Genomic DNA, 21,963 nt, shown 5'->3' with positions numbered 1-21,963 from the left:
CGCTCTTAGTGGTTCCGCCCATAAGTTCGTTGGGGTTCAGGTCCAGGCCGTCGGGTCGTTGAGGTAGAGACCACAGACGGTGTCGAGGGCGTCTTCTGGGAGTCCGGCGGTGTGGCCGTTGGGCAGGATCGAGTCCTCGTATCCGTCCTTGCTCGCAAGGTAGGCCGCGAAGCCCCATTGGGAGGCGGACCCGCCGTAGCGTAGTCGCATCAATGGCTGGCTATCGCCGTCGACGAGTTCACCGGTGACATAGGCGAACTGGCCACGGAACCGAACTCCGACACCGGTCAGCTGTGGCCAGCGTTCGCGTGCGCGTTGGGACAGGCGCTGTTGCAGCGACGTCTTCGTGGACTGCGGAGGCGTGGCCATGATCACTGATCCTGCCCGACCGGCGCGTCGCGAGCCAGTCCGCTGGGTGAAACTCGAGACTGAAGTGACTATTGGGAACTTCGGTTTGGGGTATGAGCATTGCCTTTGATCAGTGGGATCCGGTCAGGGTGACCGGATCCCAGCGCTGCGAGTTGAATCGTTTGCTTCGAGCCGGGCGCACCGAACAGCGTCTTGTGCTGCGCGCCACCATCGTGTTGTGGGCTGCGGATCGGTGCCCGAGTGCCGCGATCGCCCGGGCGTTACGCGTGAGTGTGGAGACCGTCCGCAAGTGGCGGGGCCGATGGAACGCCGCACCGGGCGTGGCGTCGTTGGGAGACGCGAAACGGTCGGGTCGGCCACCGAAGTTCACCCCGGTGCAGGTCACGCGGGTCAAGGCGATCGCCTGCACACCCCCGAAGGAGTGTGGGGTGCCACTCGCGCGTTGGTCGTGTCCGGAACTGGCCCGCCACGCCGTCACCGACGGGATCTGTGCGTCGATCTCGCAGGCCACGATTCGAAGGTGGCTCTCCCAAGACGCCCTCAAGCCCTGGCAGCATCAGTCGTGGATCTTCATCTCCGATCCGAACTTCACCGCCAAAACTAGCCGTGTGCTCGACCTGTATGCCCGGGTGTGGGATGGGGAACCGTTGGGCGAGCACGATTATGTGATCTCCTCTGACGAGAAGACGTCCATCCAGGCCCGCTGCCGCTGTCACCCCACACTCCCACCCGGCCGATCCCGGACGATGCGGGTCAATCACACCTACAAGCGGCGCGGGGCGGTCGCCTACCTGGCTGCCTACGACGTGCACCGGGCGAAAGTCTTCGGCCGGTGCGAGGACACCACCGGCATCGTTCCGTTCGCCCGTCTCGTCGAGCAGGTCATGACCCATGAGCCCTACGCGTCGGCGGAGCGGGTGTTCTGGATTGTGGACAACGGCTCCTCGCACCGCGGGCAGAAGTCGGGCGACCGGCTTGCCGAACAGTTTCCCAACGCGATCATGGTCCACACACCCGTCCACGCGTCGTGGTTGAACCAGGTCGAGATCTTCTTCTCCATCGTTCAACGAAAAATCATCTTGCCCAACGACTTTACTGATACCGACGAAGTCGCCGCACGACTGGCGGCCTTCGAGACCCACTACAACCGGGCTGCCCAACCGTTCAAATGGAAGTTCACCACCACCGACCTCGCCGACCTGCTCGCCAGGCTCGACCGCCAAGAACGCGACCATGATCAGCCCGACAAAACAACCGCTCAAGCCCGTGCCGCATGACCCTCAACGAACTTATGGGCGGAACCACTTAGAGATGCCCTTCGTTTAGGGGGAGGATCGGACCTTAGACAAGCCCAATCTTTCCAAAACGTAAGGGCATCTCGCCGTTACGACCCACCCACCACCTCAAACCATCGGTGGATTCAGGGTAAGCGGCTCGAGCTGCTGGATCTGCTCGCCCAGGGTGAGCGCACCGTCGACGCGCTCGCCCGCGCGGCCGGGCTGGGGTTGACCACGGCGTCCGCGCATCTGCAGACCCTCAAGCAGGCCAATCTGGTGGCCACCCGCCGCGAGGGCACGAAGGTGTTCTACCGGCTCGCCGGTGCGGATGTGGCGCAGCTGTTCGCGCTGGTCCGCACGGTCGCCAACGAACACCTACCCGATGTCGAGGCCGCCCGCACCGCCTACCTCGGCCCCGCCGACGCGGAACACGTCAGCAAGGACCAACTACTCGAGCGGGCCCGGTCCGGGAAGGTGACGGTCCTCGACGTGCGTCCCCGCGAGGAATACCAGGCCGGGCACATCCCCGGCGCCGTGTCGATTCCGTTGGACGAATTGGCCGATCACCTGGCCGACCTACCTGCAGATCAGGAGATCGTCGCCTATTGCCGCGGCGCCTACTGCGTGCTCGCCCACGACGCGGTCCGGCTCCTGACCGACCACGGCCGGGAGGCTGCGCGGCTGGCCGACGGCATGCTCGAGTGGCGTCTGGCCGATCTGCCGGTCGCGACGTGAGAATCACAAGTTTCCCCGCCAACCGTCAGTCGAGTGTGAGCTGTCGTCGATGGAGGTTGCCGAGGGACACGGCTATCTCGCCGACATGGAGGAGCTGGCCGAGACAGCACGATCGGGCTCTTCCGGCACCGGTCTGCGAGATTGTCGAGACAGCCGGTCAGCGGTGACCGCCGCGGCGAACGAGGCAGCAACCACGATCAGCGTGGCCACCAGCAGGCGGACGATTCGATCTGTCCCCGCCGCGGGGCACGTGCTATGTCGCATTCGACGAGAGGACGGCGATCCGGGAGACGGTGGGGGAGGCGTTGGCGTCGCTCGGGGTGATCGCCCACGACTTCGCGGCCGAGCGGGCAGTGTCTACGCTGCGGGTACCGGGCACCCACGACCTCGCGGACACCTGTGCGGACGCGGCGGCCGCGTTCGGGCTCACCCGGGAGTTGTGTTCGATGACACCGTACGACGTTCCCCGGGCGTGGGCGGCGGCGGCGTTCGATGTCGAGTTCGACGGCATCCGGTACCGGACGCGGTTCACCACGGGTCAGGCGGCAAATGCGGCCGCGGTGGTCGGTCCGGCCGGTGAGGTGTCCTGGCCTGTGGACCCCCGTCCGGAGCCTTTCGTGGCGGAGGCGTTGCGGTATTGCGGTACAGCCGCTTCCGCGGTCGGTTAGGGTCCTCGATCCGCCAACCTGACGATCCGGACCCCGCCGTCCTGTGAGCCGCGCTGCTTCGTCGCTGGAAACTCTAGCCTCACCCGCAGAGAAAGGACGGTGTGGCAGCCGTGGAAGGATCCGCTGGACGGACCGGATGTCGGCGCCGCACTGGCATCCCGAAGGCGGACGACCGTGCCTGGCGGACGGAGGGGTTTGTCGTGATCGTGTGAGTATCGCTCTGCCGATATCGGGTGCGCCGATGGGTTGCTCCCTGCCCCGAGCGGCGACGTCCGGGGTGTCGACGTGCGGCGGTACGCGCGCAGGAATGAGCAGGGACACGACGGGGCGACGGTTACTCGCTCCGTGGCCGGGATGGTTGGCCAAGAGTCGGCGGGGTTGCGTCTCACCGTGTGCTCGGTGAGCACGGCCCAGATCGGGTCGACCCCGAAACGGGAACGGTAGTCGACGATCACCGCAGTCGGCGGTCGACCTCCGCCGCGGCGAAAAACGCGCTCGCGGTTTTGAGAATCGTTGGCCCTACGCAATTCGTCGTTCTCTTTCCGCAGCGCCTTCAGCTCGGCGGCGCTGGCGGCGGCCGAGGACTCGGCGGCGGTGCCGGTGTCGGAGCCCTCACGGTCGATCCAGTTCCGGAGCGTATCGGGGTTGACGTCGATCAGCGCTCCGACGTGTCGGCGGGCTGCGACCTTCGTGTCGCCGTGCTCGTTGATCCGGTCCCGGTACATCCGCACCGCCCGCTCACGGGTCTCGGTGTCGTACTTCCTCGGTGCTGGCATGACTTCATTCTCCTGGTTCAATCAGGAGTCTCCACCCGACCCAGGACAGTTCAGTTTGGTGCATCACAGCGATGCGGGGAGCCAGCCCAGTACACGTCGCTGGCCTTCACCGAGGCGTTGATCGCTTCGGGTATCGCCGGGTCGATCGGCAGCGTCGGGGACGCCCTCGACAACGGATTGATGGAATCGACGATCGGTCTCTACAAAACCGAGCTGATCGACCGTGACGCGTCGTGAAGCGGGCGGGCCGAGGTGGAGCGGGAAACCGCCGAGTGGGTCCGCTGGTTCAACGCGGACCGGTTGCACTCGTCGATCGACTATCTTTCACCGATCTGGTACGAGACCCGCTATCGTGAACAGCGTCCCCCGGCTGCCTCAATCCCCGAGGTGGCCTGAACCGGAGTCTCCACTCGATCCAGGGCGATTCACCGTGCACCGCATCACCACGTGGGCAAACGCGCCGAAACCAAAGCTGGAAAACCCGTCGGGGCCGCCTGCCCAGGTTAAAAATCAAGCTCAAGGGGCAACCTCAAACACCACTAACTGAACGATATTGTTGACTCCATGGGGGCAACCTCAAAACCTGTCGAAACACGTTCTCAGAAGGGTTGACAGGTTCCGCTGGGCCGATGTTTCCCGCTTGGTGCGCCGGCTGGCTTGAACTGCGCACCGGTGGCGGCCAGCCGGACAAGCCAGTGCGACCACATATAGTCGCGCCTGCGCAGGAGGTCGTCGTCGGTGCCGTAACCGGTCTCGGTGAGACATAGCCGGGAACCATCGGCCTCCGGCTCGAGAGTGATCACCGTCCTCAACGGGCCTGGCCAGTCCGGTGCGCGCCACACGAACGTCACCGAGTCGGGCCAGCGGATGTTTTCGACGTGTCCTGACACCACCGGCCATCCCGGCGCGGCAACCACTACGACCCCACCCGCTTCTGGCTCCAACTCGACGACGGCGCCCATCCACTGACCGGCCGCATCCTCGGACACCACCAACGAGAAGAGGTCAGCGACCGCGATCTGGTAGTGGAACGATTTCTCAGTCATGACGACCACCGCCTCGAGACTGCCAAATTGTGCCCAGTCGAACGACACCCGCCAACCCGGTGGCGGAGCGACGATCCAGGTGCTCGGCCCAGCCATGACAGACCCGGGGGGGTAGCTCCGCGACTCGACGTGGCCAGTCCGGAACTGTGGCACGGCTCGCACTCGGTCTCATACTTCACGGTGGACCTCGCCGAGGTCGAGGTCGACGCCTCCGGCGGCGAAGTTCGCAAGGTCGGCGACGGCCTGCTCACCTGCCGGCGAGCAGAGGGCCGCGAGCGCGTCGTCCTTGGTGTCCCACTGGACGACGGCGACGAGGAAGTGGGGCGGCGGGGAGCCGTCTGTGGTCTCGCAGATTGTCCAGCCGAAGAAGGTGGCTTTCGGAAATTTCCGGGCGATCGGGGCGTGTGTGGAGCGGTAGTGCTCGAGGAATGCGTCGGGGTCCTGCGGGTGGGCGTAGGTGGCAGTGAGCTGGTACATAGCGGTCCTGTCTCGCGTTGTGGGGTCTCGTTGCGGCGCAACGGAGCGACGGATCTGGTCGTCCTGTTTTGGTTTCGAATTTCGGCTCGGGTGGTCAGGAACGGTTACGAGGATCTGATTGCGTCGTGGCCGTGTGAGCGGTGAGGAATGGCCATCGTTCGCAAAGGGTTGAACGATTCGCGTCGAGGAGGAAGGGAGAAAGTGAACCGTCCTAACCTGGTGCTGTTTTACCAGGCGGTAGCCTGCCCGCGATTGACACCTGGTCTGACAGCTGTGTTGTCGCGGCTAGTTCACTTGGCGGTCACCAGTCCAGAATTGTGCGCGGAGCCTGAATTTCTGAACCTTTCCGGTCGCGGTGCGGGGGATGCTGTCGGTGAACAGCACTTGTTTGGGGATTTTGTATCCGGCGAGACTGCGACGTGCGTGGTCGATCAATTCGGTCTCGGTCACTCTCTCGCCGTCTCGACGCACCACCAACGCGGTGACCATTTCACCCCACTTGTCATCGGGAACGGCGATGACGGCCACCTCGGCTACCGCGGGGTGAGTGAACAGGACATCTTCGACCTCGATGGAGCTGACATTTTCCCCACCAGTGATGATGACGTCCTTTTTGCGGTCGGAGATCGTCAGATACCCGTCCGCGTCGATGGATCCACCGTCACCGGTGTGGAATTGTCCGCCCCGCATCGCGGTGGCGGTTTCCTGTGGGTTGTTCCAGTAGCTGTCCATCACCGTGTTCGAGGCGACCAGTATTTCCCCGTCCGCGTCGGTGCTGATCCGGGTTCCCAACGACGGCGCACCTGCCTTGGACAGCATCTTGGCGCGCTCGATCGCAGGAAGGTTGTCGTATTCGGCGCGCGAGCGGTTCACGGTCAACAGCGGCGAGGTTTCGGTGAGACCGTAGATCTGGTTGAACTGCCATCCCAGTTCTTCTTCGATGCGGGCAATCGTGCGTGAGGGCGGTGGCGCTCCCGCGACGACCAGGCGGACCCGGTCGCGACCGGGGATCTCACCGTCCCACTGCTGGGCGGCGTCGAGCACCATATTCCACACCGTCGGAGCGCCGCACATCAAAGTGATCCCGTGTTCATCTACTCTGCGCAGAATTTCTGCGCCGTCGACTTTGCGGAGAACTACCTGCTTGATGCCCAATCCGGTTGCGGTGTAGGGTATTCCCCAGCCGTTGCAGTGGAACATCGGCAGCACGTGCATCAACACATCGCGGTCGCTGACCTGCATATGCATCCCGAATGTGACCGAGTTGATCCAGATGTTGCGGTGCGTGAGGCGCACGCCCTTGGGTTTTGCGGTCGTACCGCTGGTGTAGTTCAGTGTTGCGGTGGCGTCCTCGTCGGGTTGTTGCCATCGGTGGGGTTCGGCGTCGAACCGCAGTAATGCCTGGTCGGTGTCGGCGCCGAGTACGAACCGGTGGCGGGCGCCGACATCGGCGAGGGCCTCGTCGAGTTCCGGGTCGATCAAAACGACGTCGGCCTTGCAGTCGCCGATGATGTAGGAGACTTCTTCGGGCTGCAACCGAAAGTTGACCGGGACCAGGATCCGTCCCGACGAGGGCACCGCCAGCAGCAGTTCGAGCAAGCGCGCGGAGTTGTGACTGACGACCGCCACTCGGGCACCTTCGGGTACGCCCAGCTCATCGAGGCCGACCTGGAGCGCTCGGCCTCTGCGCGCCAGGTCACGGTAGGTCAAGTTTCCGACGGCGGCCGCGGGCTGTACCGGCTCGTCGACCACACCGATACGGTCGCCGTAAACGAGTTCAGCACGATCGATGAAGTCGTTGGTGGTCAACGGAACGTGCATGGAGTCTTCCCCATTCTTGTCTCAAGACCCGCACGAAGAACTATCCGGAGCTCTCCGGTCGACGTCGAACACAACGCCAGAGCCGCCTCGCGCCACCCCACCGTGTCCACAGTTCAACAGTAGGTGGCAGCTCGAGGCGTGGGGAACCCCCGCCGGCAACAGCTACCTCCGATCGGAGGTAAGTCCACCCAATGCACTTTTGGTGCCGCGCCAACAGTGTCGATCAGGACGTCTGTCATGCGAGGGATGTTTGGCATCCCTCGCATGGAACCTGCACGGGTACCTGGCCCGCGAGTGTGCGGGAAGCCAGCCCCGGCCCGAGAACTTGGTGTGGAATGGCGCCGCTCCTTCGTCGGAGACCGTGGCGGGTCGCCGATGGCCGAAGACATCGGGAAGCGGTTGGTCGAATTCGCAGCCTGCGGGCACAGGTCCCGTGGACCGCAGCAGCCTGCTGGCGTGTCTTCGCGTCCTGCCTGACGGGCTCGAAGGCGCTACTGTGATAGTCGTCGGCCCTCCGCCGCCTGAAAGGGGGCTCGTCGACATGACTGTCCTGGGTATCGATTCCGAGTTCAACGCTGTGCTCTCGCTGCTCGACCGAACAGCGGCACTGCGACACAGCGCGGAAATCGTCCACCGTGTGCTCGGTGCGGACCTGGCGGCCGGAGCGAACCGGATCGCCGAGGACGACACCATGAAGGTGGTGGCAGTGGTGGGCGGGCGCACTGAGGAGCTCAACGGTCTGGTCGTAGGGCCGCAGGAAGGCCTTGGCGGGCAGGCGGCGGTGCTGCGGCGGACCGCGGCGGTCGAGGACTACTGCCTGAGCCGGGCCATCACGCACGACTTCGACCAACCAGTTCGGGCGGAAGGTTTGCGGGCGGTGATGGCCGCCCCGATCGTGCGTGCGCACCGACTCTATGGGCTGCTCTACGCCGCCCGTAGAGTCCCAGTTCCATGGACCGACCGCGACCGGACTGACCTGCTGGGTCTGGCGCGGCAGACCGCGGTGGCTATGGAGGTGGCCGACAGTGCCCGCGAGATGGCCGAGGTCGCCGTGTTCAGCGAACGTCAACGACTCGCGATCGCATTGCATGATTCCGTGGGCGCGACGTTGTTCAGTTTGCGGGTGGCGTTGACGTCGGCCAAGGCATCGTCGGAGCTCGGCCCCACCCTGGAACTGTTAACCGATGCTCTGGCCCTGACCGAACGGGCAACCTCGGAGCTGCGGGCTCAGACCTTGTCGCTGCACCAACCACCCGAGGACAAGGCACTCGCGGTCGCCCTGCAGGGTGATTGTCGCGACTTCGCCGAGCGGGCCGGTGTGGCGGCGGAATTGGTGGTGCTGGGCGACCTGCCGCTGCTGGACGCAGCCAGGACCGATGTGTTGCGGCGCACCGCCCGCGAGGCACTGCTCAATGTGGAGAAACACGCTGCCGCCCACTCCGTGGTCGTGAGCCTGTACCGGGCGCAGGACGGTGTGGGGATGGCCGTGGCCGACGACGGCACGGCCGGCGACATCACACTCGAGGACGAGCGTGGCTTGGGTCTTCAGGTAATGGCCGAGCGCGTCGAACGGGTGGGTGGCTGGTTGTCCTGCGCCGGCAACGAGGAGGGCGGCGGTACGGTGCGGGTGTGGGTTCCCGCCGCTAGAGCATTCCGGCCTGTTGCGCCTTGACCACCGCGTCCAGTCGGTTGCGGGCGTCGAGGTGGGCTAATAACGATTGAACGTAGGACTTCACCGTGTTCGGCGCCAGGCCCAACTGCTGTGCGATCTCGGTGTTGCTCTCACCCATGGCCAGCCGCTCGAGCACCTGATACTCGCGCCGCGACAGTGCCAGCGGATCCCCGGAGCTGATCACCGGGTCACAGTATCGTCGTCCGGCGGCGACCTCCCCGATCGCGGTGATCAGCACCACGCAGGCGTTGTCCTTGTGCACCACTGCATCCATCCCGACCAGCCCCGCGATTTGGCCCACCGTGCGATTGCTGTCCCCGGTGAACAGCACGAGCTTCACCCCTGGGCATGCCCCGCGGAGCGCTGCGGCAGCGTCTGGCAGCGCCATGTCGGGCAGATGCAGATCCAGTAGCACCACGTCGGGTCGTTCGGAGACGGCAACCGCAACGCCGGCGGTCGCCGTGCGCGCCCCCGGGCACATCAGCATGCCCGCCGCCCCCTCGACCAGACGTTCCACTCCCAGATGCACGATCGGATGGTCGTCGATCACCAGCACTCGCACCACTCCTGGATGGGCCACCATGTCGGCGGGATGCGCGAGTGTGCCGCTCTGGACTCGGCGGTGAGGGGGCATATTTCCACGGTAACCCCTCAGGTTCGCGGCTCGCCACGAAACCCCTCCCCGGGTTGACTACCTCCGATCGGAGGTAGTCAACCCGGGGTAGAAATGTGATGGTGATCTCAACGCGATGGTGGTCGTCACCGTCGTCGGACGCTAAACGGGAGCGGGTAGATGACTACGTCGGTCACAACTCAGCACGAGAAGATCAAGTCGTTCGACTGGGAGCCGAGCTACTTCCACCGCGACGCACTGTATCCGACCAAGTACAAGATCCCGCCGAAGACCAAGGACCCCTTCCGCACCCTCGTACGCGAGTACGTGGGGATGGAGGAAGAGAAGGACGACCGACAGTACGGTGCGCTCGAGGATGCGCTGAGCCGGATGAACAACTCTGCGCAGGCCGAGCCCCGCTTCATGGAGATCATGAAGCCGGTGCTGGCGTTGGTCGACTTCGGTGAGTACGCCGCGATGAAATGCACCGCCATGCTCGTCGACACGGTGGAGAACCCGGAACTGCGCCAGGGGTATCTCGCGCAGATGATCGACGAGGTGCGCCACACCAATCAGGAGGCGTACTTGATGCGGTACTTCGCCAAGCACGCTCCGGATCCGGCCGGCTTCAACTCGGGTTTCAAGATGCGCGCCTTCGATCCGATCGGTCGACCGGGCCGGACGGTGTTCGAAGCGTTCATGAACGACGACCCGATCACCAATTCATTGAATTTGCAGGTCGTCGCGGAGACCGCGTACACCAACCCGCTGTTTGTGGCGGTGACCGAGGTGGCGGCCGCGAACGGGGATCAGGCAACCCCGTCGGTGTTCCTGTCGATCCAGTCCGACGAGGCGCGGCACATGGCGAACGGCTATTCGACGCTTGCTGCGGTGCTGAGTGAGCCGGACAATTTACCGATGCTCCAGGAGGACTTCGACACGGCATTCTGGCGTCAGCACTCCTTCCTCGACAATTTCCAGGGCGCGGTCTACGACTACTTTTCGAAGGTGCGGCTCAAGTCCTACAAGGAGTACTGGGACCAATGGATCTGGGACGACTGGGCCGGTAGCTACATCGAGCGGCTGGAGCCGTTCGGCCTGAAGGTGCCGCGCTGGATCAACGATGCGAAGCGGCATGTGGAATGGAGCGGCCATTCCGCGGCAATGGTGTCCGCGGCGCTGTGGCCGGTACATGCCTGGCGGTCGGATTACATGATCGAGGAGGACTTCGCGTTCCTCGAAGAGAAGTACCCCGGCTGGGAAGAGCATTTCGGCGGGTTCTGGACGGCGTACCGGGAGATGGGCGACCCGCGTAAGGGCCACCTCGCGCTGGAGCTGTTCCCCGAGATGCCGCCGATCTGTCGGACGTGCCAGATGCCGTGCGTGTTTCCGCGGCCCGACATCAACGAGATCCGGTTGTCGATCGACGCGGCCGGCCAACGGCACGCCTTCTGCTCCGGGGCCTGCCAGCACATCTTCCGGCAGGCCCCGGAGCGGCACAGCGGTATGACCTGGTGGGAGGTCAATGACGGTGTCGAGCTGGCCCGCTACATCGAGGACGCCGGTCTGCTGCGGTCTGATGGCCGGACCCTGATGGGACAGCCTCACGTGCACACCGAGGAACGCTGGCTGTGGACCATCGAGGACATCCGGCGCACCGGATTCGTCATCAAGGACCCGCTCAAGGCGTTGCCGGCCGACGCGTTTACGGACATCTGATGAGCACCGAACTGATCTCCGACGGCGTAGTGCCCGAGACCGTGGGCGAGGGTTTCTACTCGGCACGCGAGCTGACCTATATCCGCCCGCAGAAACGCCGAATCTCCGAGTACGAGGCGGTAATCTGCCACGCACAACCGGACCTCGACCAATTCGACTCCGGCGGCTGGTATCTTCTGCGGCCCGATGGATTGGGCTGCCAGGACGCCCGGACCACCGCACTGACGCATCCGAACTGGTTCGAGTACCGCGACCCGTCCAGCCTCTGGCAGCGCCCCTACATCAAGCTGCAAGCCCAGCAGGAACGGTCCATCCAGGGGGCGATCACCTCCGCGAAGGCCAACGGTTCATTCAGCGACATCGCACCGGGGTGGCTCGACCTCGTGTCGCGCTACTACGAGGCGTACGCGTCGTTCCAGTGGGGGATGTTCAAGGCGCACGCGTTCGTCACCCGGGAGGCGTTGTCGGACACCCTGTCGATGACCTACACCTTCAGCGGGATGGACCGGCTACGTCACCAGCAGGACATTGCGCTCTACAGCCTGGATCTGCACGAGCACGCGCCCGGCTACACCGAGGGTGCCGGCGCCGAGGCCTGGCTCAACGATCCGGTGTGTCAGGGCGCACGCCGACTGGTCGAACGGCTGCTCTCGCTGCAGGACTGGGGTGAAATGGTCTTGATGACGAACCTGGTGGTCGAGCCCCTGTTCACCGCCCTGCTCGGCAGCGAGTTCTTCCGGCATCTCGCCCCGCTGCACGGTGACGTGGTCATCCCGGTCATCGAGATGACCGCGGAGGCGGACCGGCTTCGCAACCGCACGGCGACACAGGCCCTGATCAAGTTGCTCACCGCCGATACCGACCGCTCCGGTCGGCCCGTACCAGCAGCACGCAACCGTGAACTCATCCAGGGCTGGGTCGACTCCTGGTATCCGGATGCATTGGCGGCCGTCGACGCATTCCTCCCGGTCTTCGACGCCGCACCGGCCGGGTCCGGCGTCGGCGAACGCGCCCGACAGCGCGTCGTCAGTACAACCGCGGACATCCTTGAGCAGGCCGGCCTGCAGGTTCCCGCGGCGGTGACGTCATGAGCCGCACCCCGGAGCCCGGACGCAGAACCATCGGACTCGTCCTGATGAAAAGCGAGGAGGCGCAGGCGACCGTCCACTACGTCGCCGAGGAGTGCCCGCAGATCCGGGTACAGGACCGGGGCACCTTCTTCCTGCTGGAGGCCGAAGAATCGATTCGCATCCCCCTGGCAGAGGTCGAGGAATACCTTGGGAAACCGTTGACGATGTCGCGGTTCCTGGTCTGCATGACCAGCTACTACGGGCGGGCACAGGTCGAAGACGACGCCTTCATCATCACCTCCGACATGTCCCAACTCGAACCGGCAAAGATCTGAACGGACAGTCGATGGCACACGTAACACTGGAGCCGACCGGGGAAGAATTCTCCGTCGGCGAGGACGAGGACATTCTCACCGCCGCCCTGCACAACGGCATCAACCTGCAATATGGATGTCGGCACGGGAACTGCTCCTCGTGTAAGCACTGGCTGCTCGACGGCGACGTCGACGACTCGGCGGGGTCGGTCTACGCGATCCCACGCAACGAACGCGAGGACGGGGCGATCCTGCTTTGCTGCGCCTACGCCAAGAGCGATCTGGTAATCGAGATCGACCAGCACGACGGTGTGGAGAAACTGCCGCCGATGACACCTCCATCGCCCCGGCGGGTGACGGTGCTCGACCAGCGCACGCTGACGCCGAACCTGGTCGAACTACGGGTCGCGTTGGACCATCCGCTGAGCTTTCGGGCCGGTCAGTACGCGGAGTTCACCCTCGACACCGGGGAACGCCGCTCCTACTCGCTGGCGAACCCGCCGAGTTCGGGACGCGAACTGACCTTCTGCATCAAACGCGTGCAGAACGGGGTGTTCACCACCGTGCTCGATCGGATCGAGCCCGGATCGCATCTGCATCTGGAGGCGCCGTTCGGCACGATGTTCCTCCGGGAGACCGGTCGCCCGGTGATCGCGGTCGGGATCGGCTCCGGCATCGCGCCGCTCCTGTCGATTCTGACCGACGCCGCCGAGCAGAACATCGACGTCCCGATCCGGTTCTACTACGGAGCCCGCACTGCCGGTGATCTGGTGTATCTCGACGAACTCGCCGAGCTGTCGCGAAGGTTGCGCGATTTCCAATTCATTCCGTGCCTGTCGCAAGGCTCGCCCGACACACTGCCGCCGAACGGGCGCGTCGGGCGGGTCACCCGAGCCATCGCCGAAGACATCAAAGACGCCTCACTCTATGACGCCTATCTGTGCGGTGCGCCGGAGATGTGCGACGCCGTCGGCCGACTCCTCGAAGCCAAGGGCCTGCCGGAGGTACGAATCCACGCCGACAAGTTCTATCCGGCCGTCGAAACCGCCCAGCTCCCAGCGTGAGTGAAGTGCGATTCATCAACACTGCACACCGAAGTCGGGTTCACGATGCAAAAGGATCCTCGATACGCCCCCGGGCTGCGGGGGTCCACCGTCACCGTCGTACGCGTGCCGCCCCCGTACGAAGCCTCCGGCTGCTACGCCACCTGCGGGGCATACGGGGTAGCCGCTTGCACAGAGCCAGCGACAAGCCGCCCACTAATAGGTCTCATTCACGAAATTTGTCTCCAGGAGATTTGCGATGACAGCTGTAGCAGAACACCCGATCTTGCCCGCGGTTCGCGGGTTCCTGAATGGCAACAAGAAGCTTCTGATCGATGGCGCGTGGGTGGACGCCGCGTCGGGCAAAACCTTCGCAACCACCGACCCGGCCACTGGGGCCACCCTGACAGAGGTGGCCCATGGCCAGGCCGAGGACATCGATCGGGCGGTCCGCGCCGCCCGCACGGCGTTCGACACCGGTCCGTGGCCCGCGATGAAGCCGAACCAACGCGAACGCCTGTTGTGGCGGGTGGGCGACATCCTCAGCGAACGCGCGGCGGAGTTCGGCCAGCTCGAAGCACTCGACAACGGCAAGTCGGCGGGGATCGCCACCGCAGTCGACGTCGCCTGGTCGGCGGATGTTTTCCGCTACTACGCCGGCTGGGCCACCAAGATCGAAGGCTCCACCATCAACGTCTCCATGCCGTTCTCCCCCGGTGGAGAGTTCCACGCCTACACCCTGCGCGAGCCGGTCGGGGTGTGCGGACTCATCGTGCCGTGGAACTTCCCGTTGCTGATGGCCGCCTGGAAACTGGCGCCGGCCCTGGCCGCGGGTAACACCGTCATCCTCAAGCCCGCCGAACAGACCCCGCTCACCGCGCTGCTGCTCGGAGAAGTGTTCCAAGAAGCCGGGTTCCCACCGGGTGTGGTCAATATCGTCACCGGATTCGGGGACGCGGGAGCGGCGCTGTCCGGGCACGGGGATGTGGACAAGATCGCGTTCACCGGTTCGACGGAGGTGGGCAAGAAGATCGTCGACGCGGCCAAGGGCAACCTGAAGAAGGTGTCTCTCGAACTCGGCGGCAAGAGTGCCAATGTGGTGTTCGCCGACGCCGACTTCGACCTCGCCGTCGAAGGTTCGCTCAACGCGTGGTTGTTCAACCACGGGCAGTGCTGCGTCGCCGGCACCCGGCTGTACGTGGAGGACCGGATCTTCGACGACTTCACCGGGGCGGTGGCCGAGGCTGCGAGCAAGGTCAAGATCGGTCCCGGGATGGATCCGGCCACCCAACTCGGTCCGCTGATTTCGCAGGAACAGTTCGACAAGGTCACCGGTTACCTGCGAGACGGGTTGGCCGACGGGGCACGGGCTCTGACTGGCGGCAAACGGTGGGGCGAGAGCGGGTACTTCGTCGAGCCGACGGTGTTCGTCGACGTCAAACCAGAGTTCAGTGTGGTCCGCGAAGAAATCTTCGGCCCCGTGGTGGCCGCGTTGCCGTTCGACGCAGACAACGGTGTCCTCGCCGCGGCCAACGATTCCATCTACGGACTCGCCGCGGGCATCTGGACCAAGGACATCTCCAAGGCGCACCGGACGGCCAAGAAGCTCAAGGCCGGGTCGGTGTGGGTCAATCAGTACAACGGCTTCGACACCGCGATGCCCTTCGGCGGCTACAAGCAGTCCGGCTGGGGACGTGAACTCGGCGGCTCCGCCATCGACCTGTACACGCAGATCAAGTCCGTCAACATCGCGCTCTGACGAACTCATACCGACAAGGAGTATTAAGTGAAAACCAAAGCAGCGGTGTTGCTGGAACCCGGGAAACCCTTCGAGATCATGGAGCTCGACCTCGATGGTCCCGGCGTCGGCGAAGTGTTGATCAAGTACACCGCCGCCGGGTTGTGCCACTCGGACCTGCACCTGACCGACGGTGACCTGCCACCGCGCTATCCGATCGTCGGTGGCCACGAAGGGTCGGGCATCATCGAGGAAGTCGGCCCCGGCGTCACCAAGGTCAAACCCGGTGACCACGTGGTGTGCAGCTTCATCCCGAACTGCGGAACCTGCCGGTACTGTGCCACTGGACGCTCCAATCTCTGCGACATGGGCGCCACCATCCTCGAAGGGTGCATGCCCGACGGCAGTTTCCGATTCCACGGCAACGGACTGGATTTCGGGGCGATGTGCATGCTCGGCACCTTTTCCGAACGCGCCACCATCTCCCAGCACTCGGTAGTCAAGATCGACGACTGGCTGCCGCTCGAGACTGCGGTGCTCGTCGGCTGCGGTGTTCCGACCGGTTGGGGCACTTCAGTCTACGCCGGCGGTGTGCGGGCCGGCGACACGACCGTCATCTACGGCATCGGTGGTCTGGGCATCAACGCCGTCCAGGGTGCGGTGAGCGCGGGCGCGAAGTATATCGTGGTGGTTGACCCGGTGGCGTTCAAACGCGACACCGCGCTCAAGTACGGTGCTACCCATGCCTTTGCCGACGCCGCAAGCGCCGCGGCGCAGGTCAACGAACTCACCTGGGGACAGGGCGCCGACCAGGCACTGATCTTGGTTGGCACGGTAGACGAGGACGTGGTCTCGGCGGCGACCGCGGTGATCGGCAAGGGCGGCACCGTGGTGATCACCGGACTGGCGGACCCGGCGAAGCTCACCGTGCACGTCTCGGGCACCGATCTGACCCTCAACGAGAAGACGATCAAGGGCACGTTGTTCGGCTCGTCCAACCCGCAGTACGACATCGTGCGTCTCCTGCGCCTCTACGACGCCGGACAGCTCAAACTCGACGACCTGATCACCACCCGCTACACCCTCGACCAGGTCAACCAGGGCTATCAGGATTTGCGGGACGGCAAGAACATCCGCGGCGTGATCATCCACGCGTGAGGTGATCAGATCCCGTGGCTGCGCCGTCGCGTCTTCTCCGCGTACCCAGCGCAGCCACGGTTTGTGGTGCTGATTTCCGTCGGTCGGCGCGGTGTCCTCCGCTAAGGAGGTCTCGGTCTCGCGCGCAAAGCCCGAAGGCAGTTTGACGCAGTTGCACAAGTAACGCGGCCGTTCCCGAGGTCGACCCCGCGGGGAAGACTTCCATCAGAGACAGAAAGAGCGTGCAGGCAACGTGGCCAAGATGATCGCCTTCGACGAGGACGCGCGGCGCGCCCTGGAACGGGGAGTGGACAAACTCGCTGACGCCGTCAAGGTCACCCTCGGCCCCAAGGGCCGCAATGTGGTGCTCGGCCGCGACGTCGCCAAACCCCTCGTGACCAACGACGGCGTCACCGTCGCCCGCAGTATCGAACTCGACGACCCCTACGAAAAGATGGGCGCCGAACTTGTCAAAGAGGTCGCGAAGCAGACCGACGACGTGGCCGGTGACGGCACGACCACCGCCACCGTGCTCGCCCAGGCCATGGTGCGCGAGGGCCTGCGTAACATCGCCGCCGGCGCCAACCCCCTGGCGATAGGGCGCGGCATCGGCGCCGGTTTGGTCGACGTTATCCGGGCGATCAACGACGCGGCGAGACCGATCGAAACCACAGAACAGATCGCTGCGACCGCGACGATCTCCTCGGGTGACCCCGCCATCGGCGCCATTGTGGCCGAGGCGTTGGACCAGGTCGGCGTGCACGGCATCATCACCGCCGAGGCATCGGACACCTTCGGCCTCACACTCGACCTCGTCGAGGGTTTGCGCTTCGACAAGGGCTACCTCAGCCCGTACTTCGTCACCGATTTCGAACGGCTCGAGGTCGTCCTCGACAACCCCTACATCCTGCTGGTCTCGTCGGTGATCAACTCGGTCAACCAACTGGCGCCCATCGTGGAGAAGGTGATGAAGACGGGTCGCCCGCTGGTGATCGTTGCCGAAGATGTCACCGACGATGCTCTCGCGACCCTGGTCGTCAACAACGTGAAAGGCACGTTCACCTCGGCGGCGGTGAAGTCCCCCGGCTTCGGCGACCGGCGTGAGCTGATGCTGCGCGACATGGCCATCGTGACCGGCGGCCAAGTCATCTCCGCGGCCATCGGGGTCACCCTCGAGGCGGCGAGCCTCGATCTGCTCGGCTCTGCGCGCCGGGTGCTGATCACCAAACACGACACCTCGATCGTCGGCGGCGCAGGCGACGCCACCGCGGTCGCCGGCCGGCTCAGGGAGATCACCACCGCGATCGAGCAATCGACCGACGACTATGACAAAGACAAACTCCGGGAGCGTCTGGCCAAGCTCAGCGGAGGGGCGGCGGTAATCCGGATCGGCGCCGCAACCGAGATCGAACTCAAGGAACGCAAACATCGGCTCGAGGACGCTGTCCGCAACGCGCGGGCCGCGGCGGAAGAAGGCATCGTCGCCGGCGGTGGGGTTGCCTTGTTGCAGGCATCCGCCACCGCCTTCGACACACTCGATCTCACCGGCGACGAGGCTACCGGCGCCAACATCCTGCGGGTGGCTCTCGACGCACCGTTGAGACAGATCGCCATCAACGCCGGCCTCGAAGGCGGGGTCGTCGTCGAGAAGGTCCGACACCTCCCGATCGGGCACGGCTTGAACGCCGCAACAGGTGAGTACGGTGACATGATCGCCGCCGGAATCATGGATCCGGTCAAGGTAACCCGATTGGCGCTGGAAAACGCCGCGTCCATCGCGGCGATGTTCCTGACCGCGGAAGTCCTCATCGCCGACAAACCCCACATCCCACTCTCGAAAATGCCTCCCCTCTGAACAGGAGAGAAGTTCTCGCCGACAAGATCAGCCGCGACGACGCCACCGACACCGCATCGTATGCAAGGAGTCTCAGAGTGCTCGCCAGAAAGATTGCCCTCACCACGATCCTCGTTATCGGGCTCGGCCTGTTGGCTGTCCCGTTCGTGACGGACATGCTGGCCAAAACCCAGGCGGTCGAACGTCTCACCGGAGATCTCCGGCCGGGTTCGACCCGGCGGCACTGAAACAGACACGCACCGACCTGAACACGGTGCAAGCGATGTCGGACCAACTGCAGTCGCAGACCCTGCCAGCGTTGCCTGCCGCCCTGAAGATGAGTCCCGCGCAATTCCAAGCGTTCCTGGGTGACAACTTCCGGGACGTCGCCACGGGTGTGGGCCAGCTGAACACGATCCTGCCCCGATTCCATGGATTGGTCGGCGGGTTGGAGGCGCGGTCGGCCGATTTCGCCAAGGCCGACCAGATTCCGACGGCCTGGCTGCCCAGTACTATGGTGCCGTTCCTGTTCTGGATTCCTGGCGCGATCCTCACGCTTCTGGCTGCGGCCGGGCTATTCTTCACACTTCGGGGTGAACGACAGGCAGTCGGTAAGTCGGCGTTGTGGGCCAGCGTCGGGGTCGGGGCGGCCCTCATGCTCGCGACGGTGGTGCTGTCCGTCCCGGAGAAAGGCGCGGCCGTCGACCGGATCGATGCGACATTCGGCCCGGTATTTACCACCGCTGGTGCTGACCAAGTACGTTCGGACATGAACGTCGTGCAGGCGATGTCGGACGAACTGCAAGCCAAGACTCTACCCGCGCTCGCCGGGGCACTCCAGATGAACCCGGAGCAGTTTCAGGGGTTCATGGTGCAGAATTTCCCCGACGTCGCCACCGGAGTGGGTCAACTGAACACGATCCTGCCCAGATTTCAGGGCCTGGCGTCCATTATCGAAAGTGATGTCTCCGATTTTCGGGTGGCGATGAGTATCCCGACCCAGGACACGGCAACATCGACGCTCGCCTGGTGGTTCGTGATCCCCGGGATACTGTTACTCCTCGCACCGGCCGGCGCCCTGCTCGAGATGCGGGCACAGCGCCCGTCCGGGCCTCGGCCAGAGGTCGTTCTTTGACAGCAATGAGATTCCCCCGCTTCTCCGGAGACCTTTCTATCTGGCTCCGGCAAGCACTGGCTGGATGATATCTGCCTCCTGTTCGTGCGGCATGTCCTGATGGGATCGTTCGTACTCGGCGGGCGAGAGCCCACCCAGGCCGGCCTGAATCCGGCGCGCGTTGTACCAGCCGTCGATGTACCGGAACAACGCCCACTCCGCTTCCGTCCGGGTTGCGAAAATGGTTGCGGGCCAACAGATCAACTCGATCTTCAGGGTCGACCACAGGTTTTCGGCGAGCTCGTGGTCGAAGCTGTCCCCGACGCTTCCGGTGGACGGGGCGATGCCGGCATCCACGAGCCGCTGCGTGAACCGCAGCGCGGTATATTGGGCGGGCTCAACCGGTCGATGCAACACCTCGATGACGGAGGTGTGCGATGGGATACAGCAACAAGCAGATGTCTCAGGCGCCGGTGGGTACCAGGCGGCAGTGGGCGGCGGACAGGGCATTGCGACCTCCGATGCGTTCACCGGGCCGGCCGGAGCCCTCTCGTGCGGTGCAGCGGGACTTCTGGCGGGACTGCCGCCACGTGACTCGGCGGCTCGAATCGGATCTGCTGCGCCGGGGCCACGCGGTCGTGCGGGTCAAGACTCAGTTGATGGCCCTGCATCGGCGCAGCGCCCGCCAGCCGGGAAAATCCGACCCTATCGACGCGCACGCCGTGGCGATGGCCGCGCTGCGTGAGGAGAATCTGCCGATCGCCCAACTGGACGAACCCACCAGGGAGGTCAAGCTCCTGTCCGATCACCGACGCAATTTGATCTGTGAGAGAACGAAACTCATCAACCGGCTTCGCTGGCACCTGCACGAGCTAGACCCTGAACTGGTGATTCCCGTGCGGGGGATCCGGCGGTACTGCGTCATGGACGAGCTCGCCGAACGGCTGACCGCGTTCACCGGTGTGGTCGCCCAGATCGCGCGCGAACTTCTCGACCGGTGCCGGCAGCTGACCGAGCAGGTCAACAATCTCGAGCGCCAGATCCGCGACCGCGTTCGGCGGATTGCGCCGTCGCTACTCTCGATACCCGGGTGCGGGGTTCTCTCCGCCGCCGTCATCATCGGCGAGACGGCCGACGCTCGACGTTTCCACTCGAAAGATGGCTCTCCTGTCATGAATGTGGATGGGTTGCCGTGTGATATGGGAGGGTGAGGGTGACGGGTCCGCAGGCGAGCAGGATCAGCGCGAGGGCGTTCTCGGCGGTGTGGAATCCGTAGGCCCGGCGGATTATCAGCCGGACCTTGTTGTTCAGGCCCTCATGGCGTCCGTTTGCAAGTCTGCGGGCGATGGCCGCGAGGATGCCGTCGAGGTGCTTCCGGATGGTTTTGCCCACCTTGACGAACTGCGGTATGCGGCAACGCTGCGCCCACGAACACCAACGGCCGAGCATCGCGATCGTCTCCTCGTCGCCGAGATCGCCCGCGAAGACCGCGCGCAGGGCTTCCTTGACGCACCGCTGTTCGCCGTGGGATTGAGTTCGTAGGCCCGTCCCAGTGCGCCGCCGTCGCGTTTGAGTGCCTCGAGCGTCGAAGCCTGTTTATCGGTGAGGTTTTCGGGATTCTTGAGCAGCGCCCACCGGGCGCCCCGGTACGTCTTCGCGATCTGCTTGTCCGACAGGGTGCGGGCGAGCTGCCACGCCTGGCGGCGCACGTCGTCGAGGGCGTCGGTCGCGAGTTTGACGACGTGGAACGGGTCGAAACAGATCGTCGCCTGCGGGGCGTGCTCGCGTACCGCCTTGACGTAGGCCGGTCCGAGGTCCATCGACACCGCCTCGATCCGCTGCGCCGCGCCCTCGGGCAGGGTGTCGGTGAAGAAGGTGCCGAGCGCGGCGGCGTTCTTGCCCTCGGTGCCCCAGACGATCTTGCCGGACTCGTGGTCGGAGACGAGGGTGAGGTACTTGTGGTGCCGGCGCCACGAAATCTCGTCCACCCCGATGTCGACCAGATTCGTGAACCGGTCCGGGGCAAGTTTGTCGGCGACCACCCGTGAACACATGGCCCCGACGGTGCGCCAGGTGACCCGGCAGAACACCGACACCGTGGACTTGTCGGTCCTGGTGGCCAGCCACACCGCGAGGTCCTCGAAGTCGGTCGTGAACCCGGAGCCGGGGCGGGCGAAGTCGACCGCCTCGGCGTGTACACCGTGCTCGGGGCACCGCAACCGCCGACGCCGCAGGGTGAGCACACACACCCGTCCGCCCAGGTCAAGATGCCGCCACGACGAGTCGACGTCCCGGGTGTCGTAGCGGTGCACGGTCGTGAAGGAGCAGTACGGGCACCGCATCCGGCGGCGTTGGGGACGCACCCTCACCACCACCCGCTCGTCGAGGATCTCGACGTCGCGGACGGTGGCCCTCGGTAGGCACAGCGGCCTGTTGAGTAGGGTTGAGGCGCGCACGGGCAAGCTCCTTTGGGCCGGTTGTGTAGGAACTTTCGACCCTACGGGCGGCCCGTGCGCCCACCCCCACACCACCTGCCTTAC

The 21,963-nt window shown here is 64.8% G+C and carries 20 protein-coding genes and 3 pseudogenes; 15 read left to right on the top strand and 8 right to left on the bottom strand.

The window, feature by feature from the left end; all coding sequences use genetic code 11:
* Positions 1 to 36: 36 nt before the first annotated feature.
* Positions 37 to 369 (bottom strand): hypothetical protein, encoded by a 333-nt coding sequence (locus tag HYG77_RS37210; RefSeq protein ID WP_159929250.1) that lies wholly within the window; start codon positions 367 to 369, stop codon positions 37 to 39.
* Between the two features lie 92 nt (positions 370 to 461).
* Between HYG77_RS37210 and HYG77_RS37205 the strand changes: the two genes are divergently transcribed.
* From HYG77_RS37205 to HYG77_RS37195, 3 genes and pseudogenes are all read left to right on the top strand, one after another.
* Positions 462 to 1,646, top strand: coding sequence for an IS630 family transposase (locus HYG77_RS37205; protein WP_236603691.1), 1,185 nt, complete (start codon positions 462 to 464; stop codon positions 1,644 to 1,646).
* A 147-nt stretch (positions 1,647 to 1,793) separates the two neighbouring features.
* Positions 1,794 to 2,381: pseudogene (locus tag HYG77_RS37200) on the top strand (metalloregulator ArsR/SmtB family transcription factor); the annotation flags it as partial.
* 230 nt (positions 2,382 to 2,611) lie between these two features.
* On the top strand, positions 2,612 to 3,049 hold the full coding sequence (locus tag HYG77_RS37195) for an RES domain-containing protein (protein ID WP_236603729.1): 438 nt from the start codon (positions 2,612 to 2,614) through the stop codon (positions 3,047 to 3,049).
* A 386-nt stretch (positions 3,050 to 3,435) separates the two neighbouring features.
* Here the strand turns inward: HYG77_RS37195 and HYG77_RS40410 are convergent.
* Positions 3,436 to 3,825 (bottom strand): annotated as a pseudogene (locus tag HYG77_RS40410) (transposase); the annotation flags it as partial.
* A 55-nt stretch (positions 3,826 to 3,880) separates the two neighbouring features.
* Here HYG77_RS40410 and HYG77_RS37185 point away from each other — a divergent pair.
* A pseudogene (locus tag HYG77_RS37185) lies at positions 3,881 to 4,221 on the top strand (integrase core domain-containing protein); the annotation flags it as partial.
* 203 nt (positions 4,222 to 4,424) lie between these two features.
* Here HYG77_RS37185 and HYG77_RS37180 read toward each other — a convergent pair.
* The 3 genes from HYG77_RS37180 to HYG77_RS37170 all read right to left on the bottom strand — a co-directional run bounded on the left by HYG77_RS37180 (position 4,425) and on the right by HYG77_RS37170 (position 7,169).
* Positions 4,425 to 4,871 carry an SRPBCC domain-containing protein gene (locus HYG77_RS37180; RefSeq protein ID WP_159929253.1) on the bottom strand — a complete coding sequence of 149 codons (447 nt, stop codon included), beginning with the start codon at positions 4,869 to 4,871 and terminating at the stop codon, positions 4,425 to 4,427.
* 168 nt (positions 4,872 to 5,039) lie between these two features.
* The gene (locus tag HYG77_RS37175; RefSeq protein WP_159929255.1) at positions 5,040 to 5,348 is read right to left on the bottom strand and encodes an EthD family reductase; all 309 of its coding nucleotides are present in this window, start codon (positions 5,346 to 5,348) and stop codon (positions 5,040 to 5,042) included.
* Positions 5,349 to 5,633: 285 nt separating this feature from the next.
* Positions 5,634 to 7,169: an AMP-binding protein gene (locus tag HYG77_RS37170; RefSeq protein WP_159929257.1), complete on the bottom strand. Its 1,536-nt coding sequence runs from the start codon at positions 7,167 to 7,169 to the stop codon at positions 5,634 to 5,636.
* Between the two features lie 577 nt (positions 7,170 to 7,746).
* Between HYG77_RS37170 and HYG77_RS37165 the strand changes: the two genes are divergently transcribed.
* Positions 7,747 to 8,841 carry a GAF domain-containing protein gene (locus HYG77_RS37165; RefSeq protein WP_159929491.1) on the top strand — a complete coding sequence of 365 codons (1,095 nt, stop codon included), beginning with the start codon at positions 7,747 to 7,749 and terminating at the stop codon, positions 8,839 to 8,841.
* Here the strand turns inward: HYG77_RS37165 and HYG77_RS37160 are convergent.
* Positions 8,813 to 9,424 (bottom strand): response regulator transcription factor, encoded by a 612-nt coding sequence (locus tag HYG77_RS37160; RefSeq protein WP_201453719.1) that lies wholly within the window; start codon positions 9,422 to 9,424, stop codon positions 8,813 to 8,815. The two genes, HYG77_RS37165 and HYG77_RS37160, sit on opposite strands and share 29 nt — an antisense overlap.
* A 210-nt stretch (positions 9,425 to 9,634) precedes the next feature.
* Here HYG77_RS37160 and HYG77_RS37155 point away from each other — a divergent pair, with 210 nt between their 5' ends.
* The 9 genes from HYG77_RS37155 to HYG77_RS37120 all read left to right on the top strand — a co-directional run bounded on the left by HYG77_RS37155 (position 9,635) and on the right by HYG77_RS37120 (position 19,444).
* Positions 9,635 to 11,173, top strand: a complete 1,539-nt coding sequence (locus tag HYG77_RS37155) for an aromatic/alkene/methane monooxygenase hydroxylase/oxygenase subunit alpha (RefSeq protein ID WP_159929259.1) — start codon at positions 9,635 to 9,637, stop codon at positions 11,171 to 11,173.
* Positions 11,173 to 12,264: an aromatic/alkene monooxygenase hydroxylase subunit beta gene (locus tag HYG77_RS37150; RefSeq protein WP_159929261.1), complete on the top strand. Its 1,092-nt coding sequence runs from the start codon at positions 11,173 to 11,175 to the stop codon at positions 12,262 to 12,264. The genes HYG77_RS37155 and HYG77_RS37150 overlap by 1 nt, the downstream gene beginning before the upstream one ends.
* Complete coding sequence (locus HYG77_RS37145) at positions 12,261 to 12,578, top strand: MmoB/DmpM family protein (RefSeq protein WP_159929263.1); 318 nt, start codon at positions 12,261 to 12,263, stop codon at positions 12,576 to 12,578. Before HYG77_RS37150 ends, HYG77_RS37145 begins: the two co-directional genes overlap by 4 nt.
* An 11-nt stretch (positions 12,579 to 12,589) precedes the next feature.
* Positions 12,590 to 13,621, top strand: a complete 1,032-nt coding sequence (locus HYG77_RS37140) for a 2Fe-2S iron-sulfur cluster-binding protein (RefSeq protein ID WP_159929265.1) — start codon at positions 12,590 to 12,592, stop codon at positions 13,619 to 13,621.
* Between the two features lie 238 nt (positions 13,622 to 13,859).
* The gene (locus HYG77_RS37135) at positions 13,860 to 15,359 is read left to right on the top strand and encodes an aldehyde dehydrogenase family protein (protein ID WP_159929267.1); all 1,500 of its coding nucleotides are present in this window, start codon (positions 13,860 to 13,862) and stop codon (positions 15,357 to 15,359) included.
* 27 nt (positions 15,360 to 15,386) lie between these two features.
* Complete coding sequence (locus HYG77_RS37130; RefSeq protein WP_159929269.1) at positions 15,387 to 16,496, top strand: NDMA-dependent alcohol dehydrogenase; 1,110 nt, start codon at positions 15,387 to 15,389, stop codon at positions 16,494 to 16,496.
* Between the two features lie 232 nt (positions 16,497 to 16,728).
* Positions 16,729 to 18,330, top strand: coding sequence for a chaperonin GroEL (gene groL / locus HYG77_RS37125; RefSeq protein WP_201453712.1), 1,602 nt, complete (start codon positions 16,729 to 16,731; stop codon positions 18,328 to 18,330).
* A 77-nt stretch (positions 18,331 to 18,407) separates the two neighbouring features.
* Positions 18,408 to 18,557, top strand: coding sequence for a hypothetical protein (locus HYG77_RS40405; RefSeq protein WP_236603693.1), 150 nt, complete (start codon positions 18,408 to 18,410; stop codon positions 18,555 to 18,557).
* 35 nt (positions 18,558 to 18,592) lie between these two features.
* Positions 18,593 to 19,444: a hypothetical protein gene (locus tag HYG77_RS37120; RefSeq protein WP_236603694.1), complete on the top strand. Its 852-nt coding sequence runs from the start codon at positions 18,593 to 18,595 to the stop codon at positions 19,442 to 19,444.
* A 36-nt stretch (positions 19,445 to 19,480) separates the two neighbouring features.
* Here the strand turns inward: HYG77_RS37120 and HYG77_RS37115 are convergent, their stop codons facing one another.
* Positions 19,481 to 19,711 (bottom strand): IS3 family transposase, encoded by a 231-nt coding sequence (locus tag HYG77_RS37115; protein WP_268962681.1) that lies wholly within the window; start codon positions 19,709 to 19,711, stop codon positions 19,481 to 19,483.
* A 149-nt stretch (positions 19,712 to 19,860) separates the two neighbouring features.
* Between HYG77_RS37115 and HYG77_RS37110 the strand changes: the two genes are divergently transcribed.
* Entirely contained in the window at positions 19,861 to 20,634 is a 774-nt protein-coding gene (locus tag HYG77_RS37110; RefSeq protein WP_236603695.1) for a transposase, read from the top strand.
* A gap of 96 nt (positions 20,635 to 20,730) precedes the next feature.
* On the opposite strand, the gene HYG77_RS37105 is transcribed toward HYG77_RS37110, so the two are convergent.
* Entirely contained in the window at positions 20,731 to 21,879 is a 1,149-nt protein-coding gene (locus HYG77_RS37105) for an ISL3 family transposase (RefSeq protein WP_159929273.1), read from the bottom strand.
* Positions 21,880 to 21,963 lie beyond the last annotated feature (84 nt).

It is taken from the genome of Rhodococcus sp. ZPP, assembly GCF_017656075.1.
GTDB classification, from domain to species: Bacteria; Actinomycetota; Actinomycetes; order Mycobacteriales; family Mycobacteriaceae; genus Rhodococcus_F; species Rhodococcus_F oxybenzonivorans.
The sequence above is the reverse complement of the archived record's forward strand: the minus strand, read 5'-3'. Positions and strand labels throughout refer to the sequence as shown.

Coding starts and splice junctions, on each gene's coding strand:
- HYG77_RS37140 (WP_159929265.1), top strand. CDS start 12,590: ATGGCACACGTAACACTGGAGCCGACCGGGGAAGAATTCTCCGTCGGC.
- HYG77_RS37155 (WP_159929259.1), top strand. CDS start 9,635: ATGACTACGTCGGTCACAACTCAGCACGAGAAGATCAAGTCGTTCGAC.
- HYG77_RS37180 (WP_159929253.1), bottom strand. CDS start 4,871: ATGACTGAGAAATCGTTCCACTACCAGATCGCGGTCGCTGACCTCTTC.
- HYG77_RS37170 (WP_159929257.1), bottom strand. CDS start 7,169: ATGCACGTTCCGTTGACCACCAACGACTTCATCGATCGTGCTGAACTC.
- HYG77_RS37160 (WP_201453719.1), bottom strand. CDS start 9,424: ATGGTGGCCCATCCAGGAGTGGTGCGAGTGCTGGTGATCGACGACCAT.
- HYG77_RS37145 (WP_159929263.1), top strand. CDS start 12,261: ATGAGCCGCACCCCGGAGCCCGGACGCAGAACCATCGGACTCGTCCTG.
- HYG77_RS37135 (WP_159929267.1), top strand. CDS start 13,860: ATGACAGCTGTAGCAGAACACCCGATCTTGCCCGCGGTTCGCGGGTTC.
- HYG77_RS37110 (WP_236603695.1), top strand. CDS start 19,861: ATGGGATACAGCAACAAGCAGATGTCTCAGGCGCCGGTGGGTACCAGG.
- HYG77_RS37210 (WP_159929250.1), bottom strand. CDS start 369: ATGGCCACGCCTCCGCAGTCCACGAAGACGTCGCTGCAACAGCGCCTG.
- HYG77_RS37205 (WP_236603691.1), top strand. CDS start 462: ATGAGCATTGCCTTTGATCAGTGGGATCCGGTCAGGGTGACCGGATCC.
- HYG77_RS37150 (WP_159929261.1), top strand. CDS start 11,173: ATGAGCACCGAACTGATCTCCGACGGCGTAGTGCCCGAGACCGTGGGC.
- HYG77_RS37120 (WP_236603694.1), top strand. CDS start 18,593: ATGTCGGACCAACTGCAGTCGCAGACCCTGCCAGCGTTGCCTGCCGCC.
- HYG77_RS37175 (WP_159929255.1), bottom strand. CDS start 5,348: ATGTACCAGCTCACTGCCACCTACGCCCACCCGCAGGACCCCGACGCA.